At 59.0% G+C, this 15,577-nt stretch carries 13 protein-coding genes; 8 read left to right on the forward strand and 5 right to left on the reverse strand.

Annotated elements, in window-relative coordinates:
* Positions 1-14 precede the first annotated feature (14 nt).
* A complete protein-coding gene (gene sixA / locus VGC33_RS20800; RefSeq protein WP_331122676.1) occupies positions 15-497 on the forward strand; it encodes a phosphohistidine phosphatase SixA in 483 nt (160 codons plus the stop codon).
* A 78-nt stretch (positions 498-575) separates the two neighbouring features.
* Here the strand turns inward: sixA and smrB are convergent, their stop codons facing one another.
* Positions 576-1,106 carry an endonuclease SmrB gene (gene smrB, locus VGC33_RS20805; RefSeq protein WP_331122677.1) on the reverse strand — a complete coding sequence of 177 codons (531 nt, stop codon included), beginning with the start codon at positions 1,104-1,106 and terminating at the stop codon, positions 576-578.
* Positions 1,107-1,310: 204 nt separating this feature from the next.
* Here smrB and prmB point away from each other — a divergent pair, with 204 nt between their 5' ends.
* The 7 genes from prmB (at position 1,311) to VGC33_RS20840 (ending at position 8,417) form a co-directional block, all read left to right on the forward strand.
* Positions 1,311-2,243: a 50S ribosomal protein L3 N(5)-glutamine methyltransferase gene (prmB, locus tag VGC33_RS20810; protein ID WP_331122678.1), complete on the forward strand. Its 933-nt coding sequence runs from the start codon at positions 1,311-1,313 to the stop codon at positions 2,241-2,243.
* Positions 2,244-2,289: 46 nt separating this feature from the next.
* Complete coding sequence (gene aroC / locus VGC33_RS20815) at positions 2,290-3,375, forward strand: chorismate synthase (protein ID WP_331122679.1); 1,086 nt, start codon at positions 2,290-2,292, stop codon at positions 3,373-3,375.
* 4 nt (positions 3,376-3,379) lie between these two features.
* On the forward strand, positions 3,380-4,216 hold the full coding sequence (mepA, locus tag VGC33_RS20820; RefSeq protein ID WP_331122690.1) for a penicillin-insensitive murein endopeptidase: 837 nt from the start codon (positions 3,380-3,382) through the stop codon (positions 4,214-4,216).
* Positions 4,217-4,313: 97 nt separating this feature from the next.
* Entirely contained in the window at positions 4,314-5,111 is a 798-nt protein-coding gene (locus VGC33_RS20825; protein ID WP_331122680.1) for a sulfite exporter TauE/SafE family protein, read from the forward strand.
* A gap of 16 nt (positions 5,112-5,127) precedes the next feature.
* Positions 5,128-5,703: an elongation factor P hydroxylase gene (locus VGC33_RS20830; protein ID WP_331122681.1), complete on the forward strand. Its 576-nt coding sequence runs from the start codon at positions 5,128-5,130 to the stop codon at positions 5,701-5,703.
* Positions 5,704-5,712: 9 nt separating this feature from the next.
* The gene (locus VGC33_RS20835; protein ID WP_331122682.1) at positions 5,713-6,009 is read left to right on the forward strand and encodes a YfcL family protein; all 297 of its coding nucleotides are present in this window, start codon (positions 5,713-5,715) and stop codon (positions 6,007-6,009) included.
* A gap of 335 nt (positions 6,010-6,344) precedes the next feature.
* Entirely contained in the window at positions 6,345-8,417 is a 2,073-nt protein-coding gene (locus VGC33_RS20840) for a TonB-dependent copper receptor (RefSeq protein ID WP_331122683.1), read from the forward strand.
* Between the two features lie 64 nt (positions 8,418-8,481).
* Here VGC33_RS20840 and VGC33_RS20845 read toward each other — a convergent pair whose 3' ends face one another.
* The 4 genes from VGC33_RS20845 to mnmC all read right to left on the reverse strand — a co-directional run bounded on the left by VGC33_RS20845 (position 8,482) and on the right by mnmC (position 15,339).
* Positions 8,482-9,555: a porin gene (locus VGC33_RS20845; RefSeq protein ID WP_331122691.1), complete on the reverse strand. Its 1,074-nt coding sequence runs from the start codon at positions 9,553-9,555 to the stop codon at positions 8,482-8,484.
* Positions 9,556-9,678: 123 nt separating this feature from the next.
* A complete protein-coding gene (locus tag VGC33_RS20850; RefSeq protein WP_331122684.1) occupies positions 9,679-11,247 on the reverse strand; it encodes a glycoside hydrolase family 43 protein in 1,569 nt (522 codons plus the stop codon).
* A 70-nt stretch (positions 11,248-11,317) separates the two neighbouring features.
* Positions 11,318-12,751 carry a glycoside-pentoside-hexuronide (GPH):cation symporter gene (locus VGC33_RS20855; protein ID WP_331122685.1) on the reverse strand — a complete coding sequence of 478 codons (1,434 nt, stop codon included), beginning with the start codon at positions 12,749-12,751 and terminating at the stop codon, positions 11,318-11,320.
* 569 nt (positions 12,752-13,320) lie between these two features.
* On the reverse strand, positions 13,321-15,339 hold the full coding sequence (gene mnmC, locus VGC33_RS20860; RefSeq protein WP_331122686.1) for a bifunctional tRNA (5-methylaminomethyl-2-thiouridine)(34)-methyltransferase MnmC2/FAD-dependent 5-carboxymethylaminomethyl-2-thiouridine(34) oxidoreductase MnmC1: 2,019 nt from the start codon (positions 15,337-15,339) through the stop codon (positions 13,321-13,323).
* Positions 15,340-15,577: the final 238 nt, after the last annotated feature.

Genomic DNA, 15,577 nt, shown 5'->3' on the forward strand with positions numbered 1-15,577 from the left:
AACAACGGTGCACTATGCAAGTTTTAATTATGCGGCACGGCGATGCCCAGCTGGAAGCGGCCAGTGATGCGGAAAGGCCCCTGACGGTTCGCGGTCATGATGAGTCACGCCTGATGGCATGTTGGTTAAAAACCCGGATCCTTGACGCCGATCGGGTGCTGGTCAGTCCTTATCTGCGCGCCCGGCAAACGCTGGACGTGCTGCGGGGCGAGCTGGTCTTGCCGGACGGCGAGGAAAAACTGCCCGAACTGACGCCGGGCGGCGACGTCGACCTGGTGTGTTGTTATTTGCAGACGCTGGCGAATGAAGGCCTGGGCTCGGTGCTGATCGTTTCCCATTTGCCGCTGGTGGGCTACCTGGTCGCCGATTTATGTCCCGACGAGCAGGCGCCGATGTTCGCCACCTCGGCGGTGGCCTGCGTGACCCTGGACGGCGAAAGCGGCGAAGGCAAGCTGGAGTGGCAGGTCAGCCCGGCGCAGCTGCTGGCGAAAGTCTGAACCGCGCCAGGGGCCAGGCTCAATCAGTGCCCATTCGCCGCGCCGGGCGCCAGGCTCAATCAGTGCTCATTCGTCGCGCTAGGCGCTGAGTTCGATCAGGACCAATAGCGCCGCATCGCCGCCGAAGTTTTTCGGCGCCTGGTGAAAGCCCAGCACATCCGGGTGCTGCGCCAGCCATAGCGGCGTTTGCTGTTTCAGGATATGTTTGCCGTGGCCGTGCATAACGCAGGCGCAGTGGACATGCTCGCGACGGCAGGCGGCGATTAACGCGCCCAGCTCCTGTTTCGCCTGCGCCTGGGTCAGGCCATGAAGGTCGAGGAACAGCTCGGGAGTGTAATCTCCCCGCCGCAGTTTTTTCACCTCATAGGGACTGGCGTCCGGGCGTACATAACGCGCCGGCCCTTCGCTGTCCAGCAACGGCTGGAACTCATCGGAAAAATAAAAACTGGCGTCCACCTGTTCGTGCATCAATCGCCGGGCGGACAGGACGATCCGCCGGCGGCCCGGCTTGGGCGGTTTAACGGTATCCTGCCGTAAGGGACGGGTGCCGGCGATGGATTCACGGAACAAATGGCGCTCATCATCGGCCAGTTGGTATCTTTTTTTCATTCCCTGCTCTGCGGTTGCTGCTTTTATGCAAGTTTACCCTGTCTTGTCATTTTTCGGCGGAATTTTCCTTTTTGCGCGTCACTTTTCCCAATTGAAAAAAAATGTCGGCATCACAGGCCATGACGGGGCGATGCCTGCTGCTTTGTCGGGCGCTTCATGGCAAACTACGCGCTGATAACCGGAACATGCCCCGCGGAGTGACAATTGGACAAAATTTTTGTGGATGAGGCCGTTGCCGAACTGCACAGTATTCAGGATCTGCTGCGCTGGACGGTCAGCCGTTTTAACGCCGCGCAGATTTTCTACGGCCACGGCACTGATAATCCCCTGGACGAGGCGCTGCAGCTGGTGCTGCCCAGCCTGTTCCTGCCGTTGGATCTGCCGAAGGAGATGTATGTCTCGCGGCTCACGTCCAGCGAGCGCTACCGCATCGTGGAGCGGGTGGTGAGGCGGGTGAATGAACGTATCCCGGTACCTTACCTTATCAATAAAGCCTGGTTTTGCGGCCTGGAATTTTATGTGGATGAACGGGTGCTGATCCCCCGCTCGCCCATCGGCGAACTTATCGACGATCGCTATCGCGACCTGCTGCCGCATCCGCCCGCCCTTATCCTGGATATGTGTACCGGCAGCGGCTGCATCGCCATCGCCAGCGCCTTCGCCTTCCCGGAGGCGGCGGTGGACGCGGTGGATATTTCCGCCGACGTGCTGGCGGTGGCCGAGCACAATATCCAGGCTTACGGTCTTGACGATCGGGTTACGCCGCTGCGGTCCGATCTGTTCCGCGAACTGCCGGCGCTGCGCTATGATCTGATTGTCACCAATCCTCCCTATGTGGATGAAGAGGATATGAACGACCTGCCGCAGGAGTTCCATGCCGAACCGGTGCTGGGACTGGCCGCGGGCCGCGACGGCCTCAAGCTGGTGCGGCGTATCCTGGCCTGCGCGCCACGTTATCTGCAGGACGACGGCGTGCTGATTTGCGAAGTGGGCAACAGCATGGTGCATCTGATCGAGCAGTTCCCCGACGTTCCGTTCAACTGGCTGACGTTCGACCGCGGCGGCGAGGGCGTGTTTACCCTGACCCGCGAACAGCTTGTGGCTTGTGCCGAAAGCTTTACAATGTTCCAGGATTAACCGGCAGTTATTTTATGCGACATGACCAATCAAGCGAGGCCTCCTGATGGCGGGGAATAGTATCGGCGAATTATTTCGGGTTACCACATTCGGTGAATCGCATGGGGCGGCGCTGGGATGCGTGGTCGACGGCGTGCCGCCGGGCATGCCCCTGACCGAGGAGGACCTGCAGCGGGACCTCGACCGGCGCAAGCCCGGTACCTCGCGCTATACCACCCAGCGGCGCGAGGCGGATCAAGTGAAGATCCTGTCCGGCGTGTTCGAGGGCGTCACCACCGGTACCAGCATCGGACTGTTGATTGAAAATACCGATCAGCGTTCGCAGGATTACAGCGCCATCAAGGATGTGTTCCGTCCCGGACATGCCGATTACACCTATGAGGTAAAATACGGCGTGCGCGACTATCGCGGCGGCGGCCGCTCGTCGGCGCGGGAAACCGCCATGCGGGTGGCGGCGGGTGCGATCGCCAAAAAATACCTGGCGCAAAAATTCGGCGTGACGGTGCGCGGTTACCTGGCGCAGATGGGCGACATAGTCTGCGGGTTGAAAGACTGGGAGCAGGTCGGGCAGAATCCGTTTTTCTGTCCCGATCCGGACCGGTTGGACGCATTGGACGCGCTGATGCGCGCCCTGAAAAAAGAGGGCGACTCCATCGGCGCCAAGGTCACGGTGGTGGCGGAGCATGTGCCTGCCGGACTTGGCGAACCGGTGTTTGACCGTTTGGACGCCGATCTGGCCCATGCCCTGATGAGCATTAACGCGGTAAAAGGGGTGGAGATCGGCGACGGTTTTGCGGTGGTGGCCAAGCGGGGGAGTGAAAACCGCGACGAAATCACGCCGCGGGGGTTCACCAGCAACCATGCCGGCGGCGTACTGGGCGGCATCAGCAGCGGCCAGGCGGTTATCGCCCATCTGGCGTTAAAACCCACCTCCAGCATCATGGTGCCCGGCCAGACCATTAATCGCGCCGGCGAGCAGGTGGAAATGGTCACCCGCGGACGCCACGACCCCTGCGTGGGCATCCGGGCGGTGCCGATCGCCGAGGCGATGATGGCGATCGTATTAATGGATCATCTCCTGCGCCAGCGCGCGCAGTGCGGCGATGTCACCTCAACCCTTCCCCAATGGTAATATGATGCGGCAATGGATAGTCGGATTACTGGCCCTGGCCTCGGTCCAGGCGTTTGCGGCGCCCACGCCCTGGCAACGAATCGATCATCCGGTTCCCGGCCCGGCGCAGGCCATCGGCGAGTTCGCCAACGGCTGCATTATCGGCGCGCAGCCGTTGCAACTGCAGGCGGCCAATTACCAGGTATTGCGTCCGGACCAGCGGCGCTATTACGGCCATCCCGATCTGCTGATGTTTATCCTGCGACTGAGCAATCAGATCCGCCACCTCAACCTGGGCGACGTGCTGCTGGTGGGCGATATGGCCATGCCGGCCGGCGGGCGGTTCGGCAGCGGCCACGCCAGCCACCAGTCGGGCCTTGACGCGGATATCTGGCTGCAGCTGCCGCGCCAGCGCTGGACGGCGCAGCAGTTGCTTAAGCCGCAGCCCCTGGATTTGGTGACGGCCAACGGCCGCGACGTCAACGCGGCGGTATGGCAGCCGCAAACCGCGATGCTGATCAAGCTGGCCGCGCAGGACAGCGAAGTGACGCGGATTTTTGTCAGTCCGGCGATTAAAAAACAGCTGTGCCGGGTGGCGGGGGAGGACCGGGGCTGGTTGACCAAGGTGCGGCCGTGGTTTGGCCATCGCGCCCATATGCACGTGCGCCTGCGCTGCCCCGCCGACAGCCTGGAATGCCGTGAACAGGCGCCGCCGCCGGCCGGCGACGGCTGTGGCGCCGAGTTGGACAGCTGGTTCCTGCCGCCGAAACCGGGCGCCGGCGGACCTTCGGTGAAAAAAACGCCGCCGCCGCTGCCGCCGTCCTGCCAGGCGTTGCTGGATCGTCACCTGATTACGCCATAACCGGCCACGCCGCGGGCCGGATGAAGCGGCCCGCGGCGCCTGTCGGCACCGCCCGGCGTGCGCCGGGCCGATATGCTTTTTACCACTGGATTGATTCATGGATTGGTTAGCGGTTTCCCCGCTGGCGTTTGCCCTGTTGTTCATGGTCAGCGTACTGGCGGGATTTATCGACTCCATTGCCGGCGGCGGCGGGTTAATCACCCTGCCGGTGCTGCTGGCGGCGGGTTTGTCGCCGGCGCAAACGCTGGGTACCAACAAACTGCAGTCGGTGGGGGGTTCATTCTCCGCCAGTCTGTATTTCGTGCGCCGGCGGGCGGTGGATATCGGCAACCAAAAGCTGACCATCGCCATGACGTTTATCGGCTCGATGACCGGCGCCATACTGATCCAGCATCTGCGCGCCGACCTGCTGCGCCAGATGTTGCCGCTGCTGGTTATCGGCATCGGGCTTTATTTTCTGCTGATGCCGCGCATCGGCGAGGACGATCGCAAGCGACGCCTGTCCGCCTGGCCGTTTGCGCTGGTGGCCGGCTGCGGCGTCGGTTTTTATGACGGTTTTTTCGGCCCCGGCGCCGGCTCTTTTTATGCGCTGGCCTATGTGACGCTGTGCGGCTATAACCTGGCAAAATCCACGGCACATGCCAAGGTGCTCAACTTCACCTCCAACCTGGGCGGGCTGCTGCTGTTTATCTTTACCGGCAAGGTGGTCTGGAGCGTGGGCGTCGTCATGCTGGCCGGGCAAATCCTGGGCGCGCGCCTGGGCGCCCGCATGGTGCTGACCAAGGGGCAACGGCTGATACGCCCGACCATCGTGGTGGTCTCGCTGCTGATGAGCCTCAAACTATTATACGATAGCCACGGCGCGGCCATTGCGCTTTGGCTGTCGTCAAACTGATAACCGAACCGAGATTATGCCTACCGAATCCCATGATGTTCAGCATCTTATCGCCCTGTTCGACGGCTGTTTTGCCCAGACGCTCAACACCCGGCTTATCAGGGGCGACGACGAACCCATTTACCTGCCGGCCGATGGGGACCTGCCGTTTCACCGCATTGTTTTCGCCCATGGCTATTACGCCAGCGCCATGCATGAAATTTCCCATTGGTGCATTGCCGGCGCCCAACGCCGGCTACAGGTGGATTTCGGCTATTGGTATTGCCCTGACGGGCGCGACGAGGGCACGCAACGCAGGTTTGAGCAGGTGGAAATCAAGCCACAGGCCCTGGAATGGCTATTTTGTGTCGCGGCGGGGTTTCCCTTCAATGTCAGCTGCGATAATCTCAATGGCGATAGCGAGCCGGACCGTATCGCGTTCCAGCGCGTGGTGCATGGGCAGGTTATGCGCTATCTCGACCAGGGTATCCCGGATCGCGCGGCCTGTTTTATCCAGGCGCTGCATGGGTTTTACCATACCCCGCCGCTGGCGCGGCGGCGGTTCCCTTATCCGGTCGCGATAGATGCCGCCCCGACGTTGCATAATGAATGAGGACCTTTAATGATTGTTACTTTTGAAACGCGCATCCTGGCGTTGATTGACGATATGGTGGAGCATGCCACCGACGATGAATTATTTGCCGGCGGTTATTTGCGCGGTCACCTGACGCTTGCCGTCGCCGAGGCGGAAGAAAACAACGAGCATACCCTTGAAGCGCTGCACGTTCGGGTGCGGGGCGGACTGGCCAAAGCCATCGGCAATGGCGAACTGTCGCCGCCGGATCAGGCGCTGGTGCTGGGCATGTGGCAAAAGCTCTATGAACAGGCCAAAACCGTACCATTGATAAACGAAATTTAAGTTAACGCCCACCATCCTGGCCTATCACGTACAATCCGGCATTATCGTGATGGACGTTTTTCAGGCCGATGGTGTCGATGAACAAACCTTTATTTCCGGCATGTGGTTTATCTGGTTCATGTAGTTATGGCATACCGCCCCGCGGCCAGCCGCCGATAATTCATGCCCGTCCCCGCCGCGCACTCCGCCGGCAATTGTCTCTACCCGCACCGCCCCCTGAATAGCGCACGCCCGTAACCCTGTTCCGCCGGACTCTCACCACGCCAGCCGTCCGTGCCGGTCGCATCCGCCTAGCCGTTTTATAGGAAAAAGAAGCTCAATCATAAGGAACGATGATGTCTGGCTACCCTACACACAATAAAAAATCCCGCCCGCCGCGTCGCCTGGCCGGCCTGATGCCGTTATTCACCCTGGTCGCGGCCCACCACGCCGTCGCGCATCCCACGGCCGATACGCCGGACGGCGCGCCGCAGGGGTCCGCCGACAGCGATGTGATCACCGTATCCGCGCCGCTGTCTTCCCCGCTGACCGTCGTCACGTCGCCCAAGGCGCCGCGCCAGCCGCTGCCGGCCAGTGATGGCGCCGATTACCTTAAATCCATCCCCGGCTTTGCCCAGATCCGCAACGGCGGCACCAACGGCGACCCGGTCTTTCGCGGCATGTTCGGCTCCAGGCTCAAAATACTCACCGACGGCGCGGAAATCCTCGGCACCTGCCCAAGCCGCATGGACGCGCCCACCGCCTATATATCCCCGGAAAGCTATGACGCCCTGACCCTGGTCAAAGGCCCGCAAACGGTGCTGTGGGGACCCGGCGCCTCGGCCGGCACGCTGCGTTTCGAGCGCGTCTTTCCACATTTTGACACACCCGGTGTGAAAACCCGGCTTGGCCTGCTCGCGGGGTCCAACGGACGGCGGGATGAAACTATCCAGTCCACCGCGGGCAATGAACTGGGCTATATGCAACTGTCCGCCAACCAGTCCCGCGCCGGTGATTACCGCGACGGCGCGGGACGGCGCGTGCCCTCGCGCTGGGATAAATGGAACGGCGATCTGGCGCTGGGCTGGACGCCGGATGACGCCACCAGGATGGAACTCACCCTGGGGCGCGGCAACGGTGAAGCCAGCTATGCGGGGAGGGGCATGGACGGCGCGCAAATCAAACGCGAAAGCCTGGGCGCCCGGTTGGAGAAGACCGATATCGGCGACGTGCTGGACCGGGTCGAGGCGCAGGTTTACTACAGCTATGCCAATCATGTCATGGACAATACCAGCCTGCGCTCACCCGGCGGCGCGGCGGCCAGCGCAGGCGACGCCGCGAAGGGCGGCCATGCGCCGGCGCCAAACCCCGCCCGGCGGGGCAACCCGGATCGACGCACCCTGGGAGGACGCGCCATGGGCACCTGGCTGTGGACCGATTTCCAGCTACAGTCAGGGGCGGATATGCAAAGCAATACCCATCGCTTTCGCAAGAACGGCGGCTGGCATCGGGATGCGCGCTTTGCCGATTACGGTCTGTTCGGCGAGCTGACCTGGCATGCCGCCGAACATAACAAACTTATCGGCGGCGCGCGCCTCGACCGCAGCCTGGCGGATAAATACGCCGGGGGGAGCGTCCGGTCGCGCGCCGCAACCCTGCCGGCCGGATTCATCCGTTACGAGCATCAGCCGGGCGCGCCGGTGCTATGGTACGCGGGCATCGGCTATACCGAACGCTTCCCCGATTATTGGGAATTATTTAAACCCAAAGCCGGCCCGGTTCGCGGATCCGACCCTTTCACCAGGTTGAAAAGCGAAAAAACCACCCAGATTGATATCGGCATCCACTATGCGCACCGGGGCTTCAATGGGTGGATGTCCGCCTATGTCGGCCGGGTAAACGATTTCATTCTGGTCAAATACGATGGCGATAAAGCCCATGACAGCCAGGCGGTCAATGTCAACGCCCGGATCATGGGCGCGGAAATGGGCATGGGATATCAGTTGGCCGAGCACTGGAAAACCGACACCAGCCTGAGCTGGTCATGGGGCAAAAACAGCAGCGACGGCCGCCCGTTGCCGCAGATGCCGCCGCTGGATGCCCGTGCCGCCCTGACCTATGAACGCGAAAGCTGGAGCGGCACCGTGCTCTGGCGCGTGGTCGGCGCGCAACGCCGCATCGCCCCCAACCAGGGCAACGTGGCGGGCAAGGATTTTGCCGCCAGCCCCGGCTTCGGCCTAGTGTCGGCAAACCTGGCTTATAAGATCACCAGGGATCTTAAGCTGAGCGGCGGCATCGACAATATCCTCGATAAAGGCTATAGCGAACACCTTAATCTGGCGGGCAACAGCGGCTTCGGCTATTCGGCCGCTACCCGGATAAACGAGCCGGGCAGAACGATGTGGGCCAGAATGGATATGGCGTTCTAGGCGGGGGCATGCATAAACCGGTCGTAGGATGAATACGACCGGCGGTATAAATCCCTATTGATGGTTAAAACCGATAACTGAGACCCAACCCGAATACATCATCGGCCGGGATGGCTAACGGATTATCATCCTTTAATAAATTCATTTTGTAGTCCGCGTAGACCGACATGTTCTTATTGAAAAAGTATGTCAGTCCAAAGTCGACATACTTGATTAAATCCACGTCGCCGACGCCCTCTATTTGTTTGCCTTTCGATTGGAAATAGCCAATTTCCGGCTGAATGCCGGTGTTAAATAGATATTGAGCCACCGCTTCCATATTTTGCGCCTTGTTGGCCATGCCGATGGACCCTATCGGCGCCATATTGTGCGTTTCGGAATAAAGTGCTGCCAGGTACAGGCTATGGGCATTATATTTTACACCTGTCGCCCAGTTTTCAGCTTTGTCGCCGCGGCCATAGGCAAGCTGTTGCTGCGCCAGGGTGCGGTTGGACGCCGAATAGGCGCCCAGTATGGCACCGCCCCAGTCAAACGTGTAGGAAGATGAAAATCCATAGCCATCGCCGTTTGCTTTGGTCGCCATGCGCGCGTTGTTGGAGTTTTCATCGTTCGCGCCCTGGTATTGCACCGCAAACTTCAACCCCTCGGCCAGGCCGAAAAAATTGTTATTACGATAGGTCAATAGCCCGGTTGATCGGCCGCTCATAAAACTGTCTGAATAACTGTAGGTCAAATCATCAAAAATCGCCGCGACATCGGTGATGGAGGCAACGTCATACAATACCCCCCAATTGCGGCCATAATCCAGTGAACCAAAATTTCCCCATTTCAGACCGGCGAAGCCCAGGCGGGTTTTATTACCGGATAAGGCATCGCTACCTCCTTCAGTATGGTTGGTCTGAACATTATATTCCCATTGTCCATAACCGGTAAGCCGATCGTTAATCTGCGTTTGCCCTTTAAAACCAAAGCGGACATAACTGTTATCACCGTCGCTGCCGGTGTAATCGCTAAAATAATGTCGTGCCTGTACGCTGCCGTAAAAATCTAATTTATTAGCGTCTTTATTATAAATTTCCGCCGCTGACAGGTAAGGCGTGGTGAGAATAACTAAAGTTGCTACCATTATTTTTTTCATTATTAATTTTCTCAGATAATGTTTATTGGATACAGTGACGTTTAGAAAGCAATAGTTCCCCGCAGCGGAAGAAATGCTATTTCTTCCGCCTGAATACAACCGGTCCTCATCTACCGCAGAGTGCTAATCAACCGTGCCGACGGTAAAAAATGAAAAATTCGCCGTCCCGATACTCTCTTTTTCCTCATGGCGGGCTACGGCAAACAAACCGACTTTGGCGCCGACCCATTTTCCCGGTCCGGCGGCGAAGGTGCCGGGCAAGCGGGTATAGGCATGGTTATCCAGGCTGTAGGAAAAGGTACAGATGGCGTCCTGCCTGACGACAATGCGCAAATTCAGCGCGCAGGCGTCCGGCCATGCGGCTATGACGCGCGCCGCCACATTGACTTCCCCCCGGTCGCCGCGCCAACCGGTTTCCCAGCTAAGGCGATACTCACCCTGGTCCAGACGCAACCCCAGGGCGGCATAGCGTTCACCATAGATAATCAGGCCGCACTGCTCGCCGTCATGGCGCAAATCCGCCTTCATACGGGTGGTCACCGAAAATTCCCGCGCCGGGAATTTTTGCAGCAACAAATTGGCGGCATCGTATAAAGAGGCCCGCCCGTCGCGCAACGGCAAGGTTTCACAGGCCAAGTGCATACCCAGGTGGTCTCGCCGCGCCCAATATGGCCGTGGATTGGCCTGCCACTGCCATTGCAGGCCGAGATGATCGGATGAAAAATCATCCGAGGCGGCGGGTTCGCACGGCGTCTGGGACGCAGCCATACCGGGTTTGGTCCAGCTGGCTACCGGCTCGCCGGGGCCGTCATCGGCGCCGCTGCCGATGACCGGCCAATCATTCACCCAGCGCAGGGGTTGCAGATGCACCAGGCGGCCATAGACGCCCGCATCCTGAAAATGCATAAACCAGTTTTCACCATTGGCCAGCTCGACCCATCCGCCCTGATGCGGGCCATTGACCTGTGTTTGACCCTGATGCAAGACTTTTCTTGCTTCATAAGGGCCCTTAATGTCGCGTGAACGCAGCACGGCCTGCCAACCGGTAGCCACGCCGCCGGCCGGGGCGAAAATATAGTACCAGCCATGGCGTTTGTATACTTTCGGCCCTTCCAGCGTCGGAAGATCGGCGCTGCCGTCATACAGCGTCCGCCCTTGGTCCAGCAGGGATTGGCCGTCAGGCGACATCTCGCACAGCTGCAGACGATGTTTAACGCCGCTGCGGCTATAGGCAAAGGCGTGCACCAGCCAGGCCCGGCCATCGTCGTCCCAGAAGGGGCAGGGATCGATCCAGCCTTTGGCCGGTTTGAGGCAATGCGGCGCCGACCATTCCCCCCGGGGATCGGCGGCGCGGCACATGAATATACCCTCGTCCGGCGTGCTGAAAAACACCCAGAACATGCCGGCGTGATAACGGATGCTGGGCGCCCATATGCCTTTACCCGGCTGAAAGGCGTCATATCCCGCCAACGTCAGGCGAGGGACCACATGGTTAACAATTTGCCAGTTAACCAGGTCGGTGGAGTGCAGGACCGGCAGCCCGGGCATATGATTGAAACTGGAGGCCACCAGATAAAAATCATCGCCGGCGCGCACGATATCCGGGTCCGAATAATCGGCGTGCAGCACCGGATTTTGATAAGTTCCGTCACCCCGATCGGGGCGCCATGCGGAGGACCGATTGTCATGCATATACAATTTTCCTTGGCAAATGTGAAAGTTGGCGGCTCGTCATCCCCGATGCCGGGGATAAATGGCGACATTAATGGCTATGCGCCAGCGGCTCATCCCCGTTGATAATAATGTTTTCGGCCGGTGCCTGAAGATTGAGCTGGCGCTGCGCCAAGTCCGCCTGGATTTTTTCCATGGTTTTATCGTCGAGCTTATAAAACCGGGTCAACCAGTACAAAATCAGGTATGACAGGCTGGGACCGACGGTAAGCAAGCCGATGATACCGGTGGTCGCCAGCGCGTTTTGCGTCGGCGATCCGGCCTGGTAGCCAAACCAGCCCAGGGAAAACCCCACCAGGGCGCCCGCCACGGCCATGCCCAGTTTCAAGGCGAATAAATTGCCGGAAAAGGAAAGCCCGGTAATGCGCCGGCCGGTTTTCCATTCGCCGTAATCAGCGGCATTGGCCATCATATTCCACTTAAATGGCTGATACATTTGATGGAAAAACCCGATGAGGAAATACAGCGGGAAAACCACGCTAAGCCATTTTGGCGGCATCAAGAACATCACCACGCCGGTAATGACCAAAATTAAGTTGATGTTTTTGAACATGCTGACCGCGTTGAAGCGTTTGGCGAAAAAGCCGGCCGCCATCGCGCCGAGGATCGTGCCGACGACGCTTGTCGTGATAAACGCCGATTTCATCGCCGTGCCAGTGAGATCGGTATGCTGCGGGTCAAGCATCAGATAGGTGGCGTAATACAGCGTGGCGGCGCTGCGCATGACGCCGGCCATACTGGAAAAAAAAGTGATGATGGCGACAACGCGCCACTGATCGTTGGAGAGCAGGTTTTTCAGATCGCTTAGTACGGTTTCATTACCCTGTTTTTGCGGATTGATTTGTTCCTTGGTCGAGAAAAAGCAGATAAACAGCATGACGACCGCCAGAACGCCCATCACCGCCATGGTGCATTGATAGCCCAGCTGCTTGTTGCCTTTGCCAAACCAGTCCACCAGCCATAATGTACCGATGGACACCACCAGGCCCGCCGCTGAGGAGATGGTGAAACGATAGGACTGCGCGGAGAGGCGATCTTTTTCATCCGAGGTGATTACCCCGCCCAGCGAGCAATAAGGAATATTGATAAAGGTATAAAACAGCATTAAAAGTGTGTAGGTAATATAGGCATAGACCAGCTTGCCGGTGCCGGTGAGTTCGGGCGTGGTAAAGGTCAAGATCGCGATAACGGCATAAGGCACGGCAAACCATACCAGCCAGGGACGAAAATGCCCCCAGCGGGTGCGCACCCGGTCCGCTAATAATCCGGTCAAGGGATCGGATACCGCATCCAAAATGCGGGTGACCAGAAACATAACGCCGACCGCCGCCGCCGAAATACCGTAGATATCCGTGTAAAAATAAGTCAGAAACATGGTGACGGATGAATAAACTATACCGCATGCGGCGTCCCCCATGCCAAAACCCATTTTTTGCCAAACCGTGAGTTTATTTATTTTTATCATCATTAATCTCCAGTGAAAATGAAGGCTTCATTTTTTAGCGGCCCCATTTTATGAAGTACTCTGTGCTGTCACCATTGTAAATTTATGTATGAGCTTTATGATTTTTGTTAAATGAGATTATTATCACAGTTCCCGCAGCAATAAAAACAAGTCATTTTTCAAGATAAAACATATTAAAACAATAGGTTGCGGCTGCATTTGGCTAAAGTTACCATTGGTAAGCTAACTTTTTTAAAAACGACCCATGGGGACCTGTCTTGATCCGCTTTGTCGGATATAATGTGATATGAATCACTTTTTATCGCTGATATCGATTTATCTATCATACCAATCCCGCTGTGGCGGTGATAAAAAGGCTGAATGTGTATGATAACACCCGCTATGCAACGGATGGCCCGCAAATCGTTAACATCCTTGTTTGGGGCATACCTTAATAGCGGCAATCCAACGCTGATAATTAATTTAAATGTTGGCCATTCGTTAAAATAATTGGGCCAAAACTTTACCAAACAGAATAACCCGCTTTTGTACGGTTTTTTTTTAATATTATTATTTGTATCGATGAATAATTATATTTCACGTCCCTTTAATAATTTCCGCAGCCAGAAACGGTTGGGGTTGAGCGCCGCCGACTGCGCCAGACTTAGCGGCAGGGGTTCGCCGAATATCTGCCCGGCCAGGATCTCCGCCGCCAGGGGCGCGGTGCATAAACCGCGCGACCCCAGGCCGCCCAGCATAAACAGATCGGCATACGCCGGCGCGTCCGCCACCGGTTCACCGGCTTGCAGGCGTTTGGGCAGATCCGCATACTCTCGCCGGATGGCGGCGAAATCGGGCACGCCGCCGAGCATGGGCATATGATCCCTGGCGCTGCTGCGCACGCTTACGCGCGCTTCGCCGGCGCTGACATCAACCGACCGCGCCCAGGCCTGATCCGGCACGCAGGCGATCAGCCGTTCGCGATTGGTCCGCTGCTCGCCGGGGCGGTAATCCGTTTCCTCATCGTCGCGCATTGCGCTGGCGCCCAGACAGTGGGTGAAGAAACCGGGGCTTGCGGGCGTCAGGTAACCGTCATAGCACAGCACCTGCTTTAAGGCCTGCAGCGCCGGCAGGGCGGGGACATGGCTGACCTGGCCTCGCACGCTGGTCAACGGCAGCGGGGCGGTGATCGGCCATTGCAGCATGCGATGGCCGACGGCCAGCACCACCGTGGCGTGGCGGGCCAGGCGGCCCGCGCCGAAATCAAGCCGCCACCCGTCGGTGCCGGCGCTTAATTCCCGCAGATCGTGGCCGTAGCGCACCGCCATGCCCCGTGACTGCGCGCGGGCGATGACGCCGGCGGTCAGTTGGGCGGGATTAAGCCAGCCTCCCAGCGGGTATGTGACCCCGCCGCTGCCGGTGGAAAGCCCCGTCAGCGCCGGCATATCCTCGCGGGCCACCTCGCCGATAAGTCCAGCGGGCCAGCCGGTGTCCAGGATGCGCCGCAGCTTGCGGCGGGATCGGTCGTCATGGGCCAACTGCGTCACGCCGCACCACTGGTGTTCAAAGGCTATTCCCCGCCGCGCGCACTCCTGGTAGTAATGGCGCGCGAAGGGAAAGGCGCCGGCAAAAAACTGCGCCAGCTCGTCATCTTCATTATTTAGCAGGGGATACAAGGCGCCCTGACGGTTGCCGGACGCTCCCTGGGCCGGGCCGCCATCGGCGCAATAGAGCGTCACCCTCGACCCGCGGCGTTGCAGGGCTTCCGCCGTCACGGCGCCGGCAATGCCGCCGCCGATAATCGCCACATCCAGGGGATCGCGCGCCGCGCGCCGGACGTACCAGGGCGCGCGCGGCCCCGCCGTCGTCGGCGTATCCAGGCTTCCGGCCAGCATTTCCCGCTTGCGGCCAAAACCCGGCGGCTTGGCGACGGTAAAGCCCGCCCGCAGCAGGCCGCGCCGGACGAACCCGGCGGCGGTAAAGGTGGCGAACGTGCCCTGCGGCGCGGCCAATAGCGCCATGGCTTCAAACAACCCTTCGCTCCACATGGCGGCGTTTTTGGCCGGAGCAAAGCCATCCAGAAACCAGGCGTCCACCCGGCCTGCCATGCTGTCGTCCAGCTGGGGCAGCAAGGCGTTGATCTCGCCATACCATAAATCCAGCGTGACGGCGCCGCCCGCCAGGATCAGCCGGTGGCAGCCGGGTGTCGGCAACGGCCAGAGATCGCGCAGTCCGGCGGCATAGTCGGCCAGCTCCGGCCAGCGCGCATGGGCTTGGGTCACATCCTCCAGCCGCAGGGGGAATTGCTCGACGCTGATGAAATGCAGGCGCCGCAGGGGCGCGTCGGGATGCCGTTGGCTGAACCGATCGAAGGCCTGCCACAGCGCAAGAAAGTTAAGCCCGGTGCCGAAGCCGGTTTCCGCCACGATAAACGACGCTTGCGGGTGCCGGGCAAACCGCTCCGGCAGGCCGTTGCCGCGTAAAAAAACATGGCGCGTTTCCTCCAGGGGATCCTCGCTTGAAAAATAAACGTCGTCGAACTGTCGGGATACAGGTGTACCGTCTTCGTTCCAATTAAGGGTGGCGTTGCTGATAGGGGCGCGATTCACGGCTTAGGGCTCTTTTGTCAAGAATTGTAGCGATTTTAACGAGGTGTGCTTTGCGGCGCAAATTTAGCAAACTTCGTCTGATCGGACTTGTTCAGCGTACAACTGTACGCTAAAGTGCGTCACAGAATCTCATATATAAATACAAGAGGTATTAAATGAAACGTGCAGTGATTACCGGCCTGGGGATCTTATCGAGTATTGGTAATGACCAGAAAGAAGTCCTGGCATCTCTGCAACA

This window comes from Acerihabitans sp. (assembly GCF_036398755.1).
Classification (GTDB): Bacteria; Pseudomonadota; Gammaproteobacteria; order Enterobacterales; family Enterobacteriaceae; genus Acerihabitans.

What these genes read in the sequence shown, in the direction of transcription:
- VGC33_RS20835 (WP_331122682.1), top strand. Translation starts at nt 5,713, where the DNA reads ATGATTGTTACTTTTGAAACGCGCATCCTGGCGTTGATTGACGATATG.
- VGC33_RS20855 (WP_331122685.1), bottom strand. Translation starts at nt 12,751, where the DNA reads ATGATAAAAATAAATAAACTCACGGTTTGGCAAAAAATGGGTTTTGGC.
- VGC33_RS20850 (WP_331122684.1), bottom strand. Translation starts at nt 11,247, where the DNA reads ATGCATGACAATCGGTCCTCCGCATGGCGCCCCGATCGGGGTGACGGA.
- VGC33_RS20840 (WP_331122683.1), top strand. Translation starts at nt 6,345, where the DNA reads ATGTCTGGCTACCCTACACACAATAAAAAATCCCGCCCGCCGCGTCGC.
- aroC (WP_331122679.1), top strand. Translation starts at nt 2,290, where the DNA reads ATGGCGGGGAATAGTATCGGCGAATTATTTCGGGTTACCACATTCGGT.
- VGC33_RS20825 (WP_331122680.1), top strand. Translation starts at nt 4,314, where the DNA reads ATGGATTGGTTAGCGGTTTCCCCGCTGGCGTTTGCCCTGTTGTTCATG.
- VGC33_RS20830 (WP_331122681.1), top strand. Translation starts at nt 5,128, where the DNA reads ATGCCTACCGAATCCCATGATGTTCAGCATCTTATCGCCCTGTTCGAC.
- smrB (WP_331122677.1), bottom strand. Translation starts at nt 1,106, where the DNA reads ATGAAAAAAAGATACCAACTGGCCGATGATGAGCGCCATTTGTTCCGT.
- VGC33_RS20845 (WP_331122691.1), bottom strand. Translation starts at nt 9,555, where the DNA reads ATGAAAAAAATAATGGTAGCAACTTTAGTTATTCTCACCACGCCTTAC.
- mepA (WP_331122690.1), top strand. Translation starts at nt 3,380, where the DNA reads ATGCGGCAATGGATAGTCGGATTACTGGCCCTGGCCTCGGTCCAGGCG.
- sixA (WP_331122676.1), top strand. Translation starts at nt 15, where the DNA reads ATGCAAGTTTTAATTATGCGGCACGGCGATGCCCAGCTGGAAGCGGCC.